An 11,363-nucleotide genomic window follows, 5' to 3' on the forward strand; every position below is an offset into this window, starting at 1 on the left:
GCGCTCTGCAAAAGCCGGTCAGGCAGCCCTTCTGACCGGTGCACTGTTCGACAAACGAAAACGCTCGATCATCATGCGCATGGCAGCTGCCTCTTCTGCAAGTGTCTTTGCCTGCTGACTGGAGGTGTCTGAAACCCTGGCATTCTGCTGGGTAACGGAATCGAGATTGTCGACGGCTGCACCAATATCGCGGACGCTGCTGGTCTGATCCCGGGTAAAATCCGCGATCGCATCCATATGCTTGTTGATACCTTCGATAAGAGACCCGATCTCAAGCAGGGTTTCGCCGGTTCCATGGACAAGGCGAACGCCGTTTTCGACCTGGGCAGTCGAGGTCTTGATCAGCGTCTCGATCTGCTTGGCAGCATTGGCCGAGCGCTGAGCAAGTTCGCGCACTTCCTGGGCAACAACCGCGAACCCCTTGCCGGCCTCGCCGGCGCGTGCCGCCTCGACGCCTGCATTCAAGGCGAGAAGGTTGGTCTGGAAGGCGATCTCGTCGATCACGCCGATGATTGATGAGATTTGTTGCGCGCTCGTCTCGATTTCACGCATCGCCGCTTCGGCTTCGGTGACCACCTTGCCGGATGTCATGGCGGTGGAATTTGCCTTCTTGGCCACATCACGGGCTTCGGCAACACGCTGGTTCGCAGCAGTCACGGAGGCTGTTATGTCTTTCAGCGATGCTGCGGTCTGTTCGAGCGAGGCCGCCTGGCTTTCGGTGCGCATTGCAAGCTCGCGCGAACCAGCTGCAATGTTTGCACTTCCGTCATCGATTGCGGCAGCCGCCGTTTTGATCGTCGACAACGTGCCGGCGAGCTCCCTGAGCGAGGCATTGAAATCGTGACGAAGCGCTTCAAAGTTTTCGGCGAAGGGCACATCGATCTGGAAATCGAGATCGCCCTGAGCCAGGCGACGGAGCCCTTTGGCAAGACCTGCCGTGGCAAAATCCAGTTTTTCGGCTGCGTCGGCTTCAGCACGACGCTCCACTTCCAGTCGATGCGCTTCCGCCTTCTGGCGGGCCGTCTCTGCCTCGGCTTCAAGCTCCCGCGTCCGGCGTAGACCGTCGCGGAACACTTCAAGCGCTCGCGCCATCACGCCGAGCTCATCAGCGCGGCCGCTGCTGCCGACTTCGACATCGAGATGACCATCGGCAAGGCTCTTGGTTGCCTTGGCCAGCGTCCTGAGCGGGGTGATCGCGGTTACCCGCAGCAAGCCAGCCACCAGCAACACCATCAGAGTGATCGCGCCGACACCGAGACCAACACGGCTCCACATATGGGCGCGAGAGGCCGCAAGTTCTGGCGCCAGATCAACGGCCGCGCTGTAGAGACCGATCACCTCGCCGGGGGCAATGCCCATCTGCGCCGTATGGCATGCCGCGCATTTCTCATCGCTTGCACTGCCCTGTCCAAGGACGACGGGACGGGTCATGCGGAAGGTCTCGCCTTCCAGCTGGTTCAGCGTCTGCAGTTTGGCGATGGCCTGCTGATCAAGGGCATCGCGTGCATCCTCAAACTCGGTTTCGCCCTGAGACTTCTGGAAGCCGATGACCTTGGGTCCCATCACGAGCCAGATCTTGACGCTGCCGCCCGAATTGGAGAACTGCTCCATTGTCCCATCCAGGGTTTCGATGGCCGGATCGTCTTCTCCCACAGCCTTGCGGTTCAGCATCGCCTGGGTGTGGACCGATTCCAGCATGTCGAGAGCGGCATCCCCGCGCTTGGCAGCTTTCTCGGTCAGGCTCAGCCGTTCTTCGGAAATTTCATAAACTGCAAGCGAAGTCTGAATGGCGGCCACGGCCAGCCCGATCCCCAGCACCATCTGCAGGGACAAGGGCATTTTATTCAACGATTTCAACATTTTTATATCCGAAGTGCGGGATGAGCAATTTGCCTTCGAACTTTAAATCCGCATGGTTAATGCAGCGATTGCTAAACCGAGCTTTGAGAAGGTCCATTCGCCTGCGAACCGCCCCGCCTGATCGCTTTTCGCCCAGGTTGAACAATCTGATTAAACGCCAAACGCTCAAAGCGGCGGCGGCCTACCCAATTGTGCAGGCCGCAGCGACAGCCGCCATCAGGCTGCTCTCTGGCTTCGCAGCGAGGCATTCCGTGCCGCCTCTTCCCGCAGGCGGAATTGTGCCAGAAGGCGGTCCAGCGCGGCGGCCTCGCTGGCGAGCGTATGGGACGCCGCAGTCTGCTCTTCCACCATGGCCGCATTCTGCTGCGTGCCCTTGTCCATGGCGCTGACGGCGATGTTGATCTCCTGCAAGCCGGAAGACTGTTCGCGCGCAGCCGTGACGATGGCCTGCACATGGCGGCTGATTTCCTGAACGGCCGCAACGATCTTTTCGAGCTCGGCCCCCGTTTCGCCGACAAGCGCCACACCGCTGCCGACCTGGGCGCTCGAGCGGGAAATCAGCGCCTTGATTTCCCGGGCCGCGTTTGCCGAGCGCTGTGCAAGCTCGCGCACTTCCTGCGCCACCACGGCAAACCCCTTGCCCGCATCGCCGGCACGCGCAGCTTCAACACCCGCGTTGAGGGCGAGAAGATTGGTCTGGAAGGCGATATCCTCGATCACGCCAATGATGCTGGAGATGGATTGCGATGAGGCTTCGATCTCGTTCATTGCCGTCACGGCATTGCGCACCACCTGGCCGGAACGCTCCGCCCCCATGCGCGTGCTTTCAACCAGCTGACCGACATCCTCGGCCCGTTTCGTGGTATCGCGCACCGTGGCGGTCACCTGTTCAACGGCGCCAGCCGTTTCCTCCACGGACGCTGCCTGCTGTTCGGTGCGCCGGGCCAGATCGTCCACGGCTGCGCGGATTTCAGCAGCACCGGCATTGATGGCATGGGCGTTCGCGCCAACGGAGCGCAGTGCTTCCTGCAGCTTGGACAGCGCATCGTTGAAGTTGCCACGCAGGCTGTCGAGGCGCTCCGCAAAGGGGCGTTGCAACCGAACGACGACGTCACCGGTGGCAAGAGCCGCCAGACCGCCCGCAAGCTCGGCCATGGCGAACTGCACCTCATCGGCTTCACGCGCCTTCTCGGTCTCCGTGCGCTGCCGCTCCGTCTCGACCTCTTCTCGCATGGCCCGTCGCTCTTCAGACATGCGCGCACTCTCGATGGCCGCTTCCTTGAAAACGAGCACGGCTTTGGCCATGCGGCCCACCTCGTCGCCGCGCTCGACCGCCGGCACTTCGACCGCATGATCGCCTGCGGCGAGTTTCCCCATGGCGTTTGTCATGCCGGTGATCGGGGTCACGATGGATCGCGCCAGGAGCCAGATGAGGCCAACAGCGAAGATGCCGGCAACGACCGCGCCGAGGATCAGCGCGATTTCCAGCGACGCATGCGCCGTCTGCAGCTTTGCCTTCACGGCGACGACGGTTGCCGACAGCGCGGCTTTGGCATCTGTTGCGGCCTTGCGGAAACCATCGACAGCCCCTGCCCGATCGGCAGCCCCCAGTTTGGCGACTTCTTCCGCAGCCTTGCCCTCGGCCAGCGACACGGTTTGCGGCTCTATCACGGCCTGCCGGTACCGGGCCGCAGCAGCGCGCATGCGTTCAAAGGCTCCCGTCAGGGCGGCATCGTCTGCGGCCAAGGGTGCGGCATTGTCCAATGCGCTGACGAGGCCTGCATAGGCTACTGCGCTGGCGGCCCGCTCGGCATTGTCAGCGGACAGAAGATAGGCCTGATGACGGGCGATCTGCTCGGACATGGCGCCCGTGGCCGTCTCAAGCTGGCTATCGATCCGGTCTGCGATGTCCTGCTCCACCAGCAGCAGCTTTGCATTATAGGCTTGAACGAAAACCACGAGCGAGGCGAGGAAACATCCGGCCATGATGGTGCAGAAGGTCAGGATCAGCTTGTGGCTCAGGGAGAGATTGTTCAGCTTCATTGCTATTCTTTCAGGACGCACAGGCCCGCGGCAGCCGGCATTGGCCGCCTCGCAGGAACAGGACATGGTGCATGATCCATCCGGGGTTTGCGTAGCCGTCATAGCACGCGCAGGGGGAAGCCAGACTTTACCGATCAGCCGGAACGTGTCGCAAACGCGTTGACAAGCCGTTACCCTGGCATGGTCAATTCGACCAATGGTCGCGCTTTCATCGGCGTCCTTTCGCCCCCTATCCGGCTGCCGCTACCTTCGAAAACCCGGCATGTTTTCATTGGCTTGAAGGAACCAGAAGCAGGATGTCGAGATCCTTCTCGGGATAAAAATCTGTGGCTTCCATCACGAAGGTTGTCGGGCCTGACTTCTTGAGACCTTCACCGCAGAAACTGACGTAGTTCTTCTCGCTGCCCTTATCGACGGTAAGGCGGAACTTCTCGATCGCGCCGAACCAGTTGGAGCCAGTGGTGAGGATGTAGGAGAGCCATTGCTCGAAGTAATAGGGACCGGCATTTGCCGCCTGGTTCTTCTCCAGCCGCGTTGCGACCTTCATGAAGGCGTCATCAATGCAGTATTTTTCCTCGTACTCCTCAAACGTATCCGTCGGCTGACCGTTCTGAACGAAGACCATGGCTGTCGTCCCTCCCAGGCTTGGCTTGTAGGTGTGCTTGACCTTCACATCGCGATCGGCCGGAAAGACGGTTTCCCAGAAATAGACCGTATCCAGTTCCCAGGTGGCGACATATTGCGGTTCGCCGCCAAATTCTTCGGACGCGTTGACATCGACAATCAAGCCCTTGACCTGCCAGTCCTTGATCACATCCGGCGAAAGGGCTGCGATGGCCTTGGTGGTGGCCTCGCTCAGAGGCATCAGGGGAATGCCCTGACGTTTCACCTCCTCGGTAAAGTCGATCCCTTGAACCAGGGCACGCTGCTGCAATTGGGGCGCAATCGCATGGCCGTCCTGTTCCACGGTGAAATCCATGAAATTGTCCTTCTCCGTGTCGGGAACACCGGCCATGAAATCCGAACTGCCGCCGATGCGCGGCATGGGAAAGGCAACGATCGTTGACAGGTTGCGATCGCTCATGTTGCGAAACAGATAATTCACTTCGACCTTTGACGGCGAGATATAGAGATCCTCCTCCACCATGCTGATCTGGTCCGTGCGGGTGAACGAGAGGCCTCCGGCGCCAAGCACCGCCATCGTATCGTTGGCATGGGCGCTGTGGCCGAGCAGCCCTGCCATAACGATCATCGCTCCCCAAAGCGGACCTTTTTGCATCGATTTGCCCTCTCCTGCTCGCGGCTCAGACGGGGTATCCCGTCGCGTCCATCATTTGTGCGGGGAAGCGCCATCTGCGGTCAATGGGGGCAGACCGGCCAATTCTTGACCTGTCACACACGCGCCGGGATGCGGCTCAGCCCGGATGCTTGCGCCAAACGCACAAAAGCCCTCCGGGCCCGAATCCGGAGGGCTTCTGTTCTCCTGCAGCATTGGAGGGAGGAGGGCTGCAGCGTATCACCGGGATATCTGGGGGAAGGAGACCGCCCGGGTGACACCTGAAGATTAGGAACGAATGATTAATTCATAACTAATGAAGCAAGCCTTCAACCAAAAAAGGTCGCAGAGCCCGGACGGAAATGCGCCAGCCAAACAAAAAGCTTGCACGCAGCGCTGACAGCCATCATTGACGGGGCATGAAAAAGCGTCCCGAACCCCAGCGTCTCGACCAGCTTCTGGTCGCCCTCGGCCTCTTTGCCAGCCGGTCCCGATCCCGCGATGCCATCCAGCGCGGTACGGTGAAGATCGACGGCAAGGTGGTGAGCAAGCCGAGCCTCGTCTTCAGTGCCGATCACGATTTCCAGATCGACGATCCGGCGCAGGACTATGTTTCGCGTGCGGCCCTCAAGCTCGTTGCAGCGCTCGACCATTTCGGCCTCGATCCGACAGAGCGCGTGTGCCTCGATGTCGGCGCATCCACGGGCGGTTTTACCGAAGTGCTGCTGAAGCGTGGCGCAGCGCACGTGTTCTCAATCGATGTCGGCCATGACCAGCTGCATCCGCGCCTGGCGGCCGATCCGCGCGTGACCAATATCGAGGGGTTGAATGCCCGCTATCTGGAGGCAGAGGATCTCGACGACGAGCCCTTCGACTTCCTGGTTTCGGATGTGTCCTTCATCTCGCTGAAGCTCGCACTTGCGCCCGCACTTGAGCTGGCGGAACCCGGCTCCCACTGTCTGCTGCTGGTCAAGCCGCAGTTCGAGGCCGGACGCGAGGCGATCAGCAAGGCCGGCCTGCTGAAGGAGCCGGAGACAGCCCCCGCCGTTGCCGCCGAGCTGGAGCGCTGGCTGACCGAAGACATGGGCTGGACGAGCCTCGGCCTCATCCCCTCGCCGATTGCCGGCGGGGATGGCAACGAGGAGTTCCTTTTGGCCGGCATCAAGCCGCAGTCTGACGACGACGACCTCTCGGGCGACGAGGGCGAGGACGAAGCATGAGCGCCGAGACCGTTACCATTTCCAGCCTCGGCGCCAAGGGCGATGGCGTGGCGCATGGCGCAAAGGGCCCGATCTTCGTGCCCTTTGCGCTGCCGGGTGAAACTGTTGCGGTTGCGCGGGTGAAGAACGAGGGCACGATCATGTCCTTTGCCTCCACCTCGCCCGACCGGATCGCGCCGGCTTGCAAGCATTTCGGCCCCGATGGCGTCGGCGGCACTTGTGGCGGCTGCTCGCTGCAGCATCTGGCACCAGCACCCTACAATGCCTTCAAGCGGCAGATCCTGATTGATGCCTTGAAATCGAAGGGCATCGAGGCGCCCGTCGGCGAGATTTTCGAGGCGCATCCGCATCAGCGCCGCCGCCTGGTGTTTTCCGCCCGGCGCCGCGACAACGACATGGTCATTGGCTTCATGCAGGCCGAAACCCACCATGTCGTGGTGGTCGAGGAATGTCCCATCGCCTCGCCGGGTCTTGTCTCGCATCTGGAGACGCTGAAGATCCTGGCGCGGGCAGCGGGGGCCGATCACTTCCGCATCACGGTAACGGAGACCATGACCGGGCTCGATATCTCGCTGGACGGTCTGCGCGGCGGACTTGCTGACAGGGCGCGGCGGGACGTGACCAATGCCGTTTTGAAGCTCAAGGGCATTGCGCGGGTATCAGCCAATGGCGAAATCGTCATAGAGCCGCACAAGCCGCTGCTCGATTTCGACGGCGCGCGCGTCGTGCTGCCACCGGGCGGGTTTACCCAGGCAACGCTGGAGGCGGAAGCCCATATGGCAAGCCTGGCAGCAGAGCATATCGGCAAGGCGAAGAAGGTCGCCGATCTCTTTGCCGGTGTCGGCACCTTTGCGTTGAGGCTCGGGCGCAAGATGTCCGTGCATGCCGTTGAATCCGACGAGAAGGCAATCAAGGCGCTGGATTTCGCCGCTCGCAACACGCAAGGGCTCAAACCGGTGACGGCAGAGCGACGCGATCTGTTTCGCCGGCCGATGATGGCGTTCGAGCTGAAAGGCTATGATGCCGTGGTCTTCGACCCACCGCGCGCGGGCGCGGAAGAACAGTGCCGGGAGCTTGCGAAATCGCAGGTGAAGAAACTGGTCGCGGTTAGCTGCAATCCGCTGACCCTGGCGCGGGATCTGTCGATCCTGATCGCGGGCGGCTACCGCGTCGAGCGCGTGACGCCGATCGACCAGTTTCTCTGGTCGCCGCATGTCGAAGCGGTTGCCGTTCTGACGAAGGGATGATTTGCGGGCACGGATCAGCCCGCAGTCTCATCAATATGTGTGAAGCGTGCCCGAACCGGTAACGTTGGCGCAGCGGCAACGACCACCGACACGGGCCGGTTTTGCAGGACACGTAACCTGCCCCCCACCACCGATATTGCCCGACTGGTCCACCACGCAGATGTAACGCTGCGGCCGGATGCGCGGCCGGTCCGGACGGCCTGACTGCTCGGTGATGATGTCGTTGCTATCGTTGATCAGGACATAAGGCGGCGCATCCGATTGGACGGTCCCTGCCTGGACGGCAACGCTGCTGAAAAGAAGGGTGAATGCGACACAGAACAAACGCATCATGGAATATCCTCAGATCGAAATGGGTAACAGCGCAACGGACAAGACGCCATCAGGTTGCACAAGCTAGTCCAAAAAGCCTGAACGGATACTGAACTGCCGCAGATGAAACGCAGCCAAGCAAAAACGGCGCCCCCGGGGCGCCGTTGGTGGTTTGATGATTTCAATCAGGCGGCGCGGCGCGTATTGGCGGCGGCCATGCGATCATCGATGCGGAATTGATCGAGAAGTGCCGACAGTGCCGCAGCTTCAGCCGCCAGACCGTGGCTGGCAGCCGTCTGCTCCTCGACCATGGCAGCGTTCTGCTGCGTGCCCTGGTCCATGGTGTTGACGGCAGTGTTGATCTCCTGCAGCCCGGTCGACTGTTCACGCGCGGCGGTGACGATGGCATTGACGTGGCCGTTGATCTCCTGCACCTCGCGCACGATTACCTCCAGCGCCTCGCCAGTCTGGTTGACCAGATCGACGCCGCTTCTCACCTGATCGCCAGATGCATTGATCAGCGCCTTGATCTCCTTGGCTGCCTGCGCCGAGCGCTGCGCCAGTTCGCGGACTTCCTGGGCAACGACAGCAAAGCCCTTGCCAGCTTCCCCAGCGCGGGCTGCCTCGACACCGGCATTCAGCGCCAGGAGATTGGTCTGGAAGGCGATCTCGTCGATGACGCCGATGATGTTGGAGATCTCACCCGAGGACTTCTCGATGCCCTGCATGGCGCTGACGGCCCGCTCGACGATCTCGCCTGATTTCTCCGCTCCGGTGCGGGCACGCGACACGAGCTGCCCGACCTCTTCGGCACGACGCGCGCTGTCCTTGACCGTGGTGGTGATCTCTTCAAGCGCTGCAGCCGTCTGCTCGACCGAGGCAGCCTGTTGCTCCGTGCGGCGGGCCAGATTGTCGGCGGAAGACCGGATTTCGGCAGCCCCGCCATCAATCGCGCGGGCATTGCGACCCACCATGGCGAGTGCTGCATGCAGCTTGTCGAGTGAAGCGTTGAAGTCGGTCCGCAGACGGTCGAGATCGCCGGCAAAGGGGGTCTCGATGCGGGTGACCAGATCGCCATTTGCCAGACGACCGAGACCATCGGCAAGCGATTCCACCGCGAAGGCCACCTGCTCGGCCTCCCTTGCCCTGGCCTCTTCGCGCTCGCGGCGTTCGCGTTCGCTGAGGCTGCGCGTCTCATCCGCCTCGCGGGACAGGCGACCGCGCTCGATGATGTTGTCGCGGAAGACGGCGACGGCTGCGGCCATCTGGCCGATTTCATCGCGACGCTCCGTGCCCGGGATTTTCGCCGAGACGTCGCCCCCTGCGAGCTTGCCCATGACGCCGGTCATTTCGACGACCGGGCGAACGACGAGGCGCGACAGGAGCGCGGCGAGGATGCCGATCATCGCCACGACACCGTTCACGGTCGCAACGGCCGCGGCGGTGCGGAACTCGCCGATGGCGGCAAAGGCGAGGTCACGGTCGATCTGGACACCAAGATACCAGTCCTCGCGCGGCAGGCCCTTGATCGGCAGGAAGCTGACGAGAACATTGGCATCAGCGAAGGTGGTTTCACTGATGCCGGGGCCGATCGCCGGCGTTGCCTCGGGGAAGGCGTCCTTCAGCGTCTTGGTGACAAGATTGCCGTCGCGGTGGACGAGAATGGTACCATCCTGCTTGACGAGAAATGCCGAGCCCTTGCCGCCCATGTCGACGGACTTCACCATCTCGACCAGCGAGGTGAGCGAGAAGTCGGAAGCAGCCACGCCAAAGAGCTTGCCGTCCTTCTTCACCGGAATCGCGGCGCTGATGATGAGATTGCCTGTCGAGGCGTCGTTGTAAGGGTCGGTCAGCACCATCTTGTCGGCCTTGACGGCCTCCTGATACCACGGACGCTTGCGTGGATCATATCCTTCCGGCAGCGGCTGCACAGGCACGCTGGTGAAGACGCCCTGCTCGTCGCCGACATAGGTCGACATGAATTCACGGATCAGCACCGGATTGTCGAAGGCGGCGGTAATGGCGGCCGCGTCTGGCGCTTTGGCGGCGGCATTGCCGGCCAGTTCCGTCAGCATGACACGGGCGCTGAGCCAGTTGGCGATGCTCTGCGAGGCCTGAAGGCCGGAGGACTGGATCTCGCTCTTCACCGCAGTATCGGTGGCGCTGCGTTGCAGGCTGTCGATGTAGACGGAAAAGCCGGACAAGGCGGCCACCACCACGAGGGAGGCGACCACCAGGATCTTGGACATGAGATTCGCACGAGACTGCATTGAAGCTTCCTGATGGGCTGCCACCGGAGCGCGATGGCTGCGACTGGACAATTTCTGGCATGAAGACAGTCTGCCGCGCGCCGTGGCTGGCACGACTGACTGACAAACCGCCTCTCATCGGCAAATTATCCAGTAAATTTTAATGGGTGCTTAAGCCCATTCAGGAAGTCGAATTTTCACATATTATCTTAGTCGAATTTGACGAATGTCAGCCGCGCCCCTTCATGAAGGCCTCGAAGGCAGCGCGGGCCTCGGCGCTTTTCAGCTGCGCGACGAAGTGCACGAGTTCCTCCTGCATGCGATCGCGCACCTCATCCGCACTGCCCTTGACCAGGGCCCGGGCGATTTTCATCGCGGCCGGAGGCTTGGCGGCAAGCGAGGATGCGGTCTTCAGCGTTTCGGCTTCCACCTGATCCGGCGCGACCACTTTCCAGATCAGGCCTGCCTCGCGGGCCTGTTCGGCGGAAAAGCCTTCGCTGGCGGCCAGCATGGCGAAGGCGCGCTGGTGGCCCATGACGCGCGGCGCAATCAGGCTGGAGGCTGCCTCCGGCACAAGCGCGAGATCAACGAAGGGGGTCTTGAACAGGCTGCGATCGGAGGCGACGGTGAGGTCGCAATGCATGTGGAGCGTGGTGCCGATGCCGATCGCCAGGCCATCGACGCCGGAGACGAGCGGCTTGGTGACCTCCGTCAGCGCCTTGAGGAGGCCGAAAGCGGCCGGCTCGCCCACGGCACCGGCCATGGCGAAACCGAGGAAATCGGCCATGTCGTTTCCGGCCGAGAAACAGCCTTCCGAGCCGAGGAAAACGATGGCGCGAACGGCCTCATCCGCCTCGCCCTCCAGGAGCCCCGCGGTGAGCTTCTCGTACATGGCCTGCGTGATGGCGTTCTTCTTGTCCGGCCGATTGAAACGCAGGACGAGGACTCCGGGATGGGCTTCAGGTCGGGTAATCAGGATGTGGTCGGTCATGCTTGTCCCTCTTTGATTTGTCTCAGTCACTGGACTAGCCCCTCACCCCGCCTCCGCTTCGCTCGGCGCACCCTCTCCCCGTAAACGGGGCGAGGGGAACCAGAAGCGCTGCGGCCTTCGCCCTTCTCCCCGCCTGCGGGGAGAAGGTGCCGGCAGGTCAGGCGC

8 protein-coding genes are annotated in these 11,363 nt (G+C 62.0%); 2 read left to right on the plus strand and 6 right to left on the minus strand.

All coding sequences use genetic code 11. The annotated features are described in order from the left end of the window. Positions 1-18 precede the first annotated feature (18 nt). The 3 genes from FAA97_RS11230 to FAA97_RS11240 all read right to left on the minus strand — a co-directional run bounded on the left by FAA97_RS11230 (position 19) and on the right by FAA97_RS11240 (position 5,182). The gene (locus tag FAA97_RS11230; RefSeq protein ID WP_136598615.1) at positions 19-1,860 is read right to left on the minus strand and encodes a methyl-accepting chemotaxis protein; all 1,842 of its coding nucleotides are present in this window, start codon (positions 1,858-1,860) and stop codon (positions 19-21) included. A gap of 216 nt (positions 1,861-2,076) precedes the next feature. Beyond that, on the minus strand, positions 2,077-3,903 hold the full coding sequence (locus tag FAA97_RS11235) for a methyl-accepting chemotaxis protein (RefSeq protein ID WP_136598616.1): 1,827 nt from the start codon (positions 3,901-3,903) through the stop codon (positions 2,077-2,079). Positions 3,904-4,171: 268 nt separating this feature from the next. Further along, positions 4,172-5,182, minus strand: coding sequence for a DUF4424 domain-containing protein (locus FAA97_RS11240; protein WP_246041418.1), 1,011 nt, complete (start codon positions 5,180-5,182; stop codon positions 4,172-4,174). 416 nt (positions 5,183-5,598) lie between these two features. Between FAA97_RS11240 and FAA97_RS11245 the strand changes: the two genes are divergently transcribed. Continuing rightward, on the plus strand, positions 5,599-6,399 hold the full coding sequence (locus tag FAA97_RS11245) for a TlyA family RNA methyltransferase (RefSeq protein ID WP_136598617.1): 801 nt from the start codon (positions 5,599-5,601) through the stop codon (positions 6,397-6,399). Beyond that, the gene (locus tag FAA97_RS11250; protein ID WP_136598618.1) at positions 6,396-7,646 is read left to right on the plus strand and encodes a class I SAM-dependent RNA methyltransferase; all 1,251 of its coding nucleotides are present in this window, start codon (positions 6,396-6,398) and stop codon (positions 7,644-7,646) included. The genes FAA97_RS11245 and FAA97_RS11250 overlap by 4 nt, the downstream gene beginning before the upstream one ends. A 30-nt stretch (positions 7,647-7,676) precedes the next feature. On the opposite strand, the gene FAA97_RS11255 is transcribed toward FAA97_RS11250, so the two are convergent. From FAA97_RS11255 to FAA97_RS11265, 3 genes are all read right to left on the minus strand, one after another. Further along, positions 7,677-7,979 carry a hypothetical protein gene (locus FAA97_RS11255; RefSeq protein ID WP_136598619.1) on the minus strand — a complete coding sequence of 101 codons (303 nt, stop codon included), beginning with the start codon at positions 7,977-7,979 and terminating at the stop codon, positions 7,677-7,679. 164 nt (positions 7,980-8,143) lie between these two features. Next, entirely contained in the window at positions 8,144-10,228 is a 2,085-nt protein-coding gene (gene mcpU / locus FAA97_RS11260) for a methyl-accepting chemotaxis protein McpU (protein ID WP_136598620.1), read from the minus strand. A 208-nt stretch (positions 10,229-10,436) separates the two neighbouring features. Continuing rightward, a complete protein-coding gene (locus tag FAA97_RS11265; RefSeq protein ID WP_136598621.1) occupies positions 10,437-11,198 on the minus strand; it encodes a crotonase/enoyl-CoA hydratase family protein in 762 nt (253 codons plus the stop codon). Between the last annotated feature and the right edge of the window lie 165 nt (positions 11,199-11,363).

This window comes from Peteryoungia ipomoeae (assembly GCF_004912165.1).
GTDB classification, from domain to species: Bacteria; Pseudomonadota; Alphaproteobacteria; order Rhizobiales; family Rhizobiaceae; genus Allorhizobium; species Allorhizobium ipomoeae.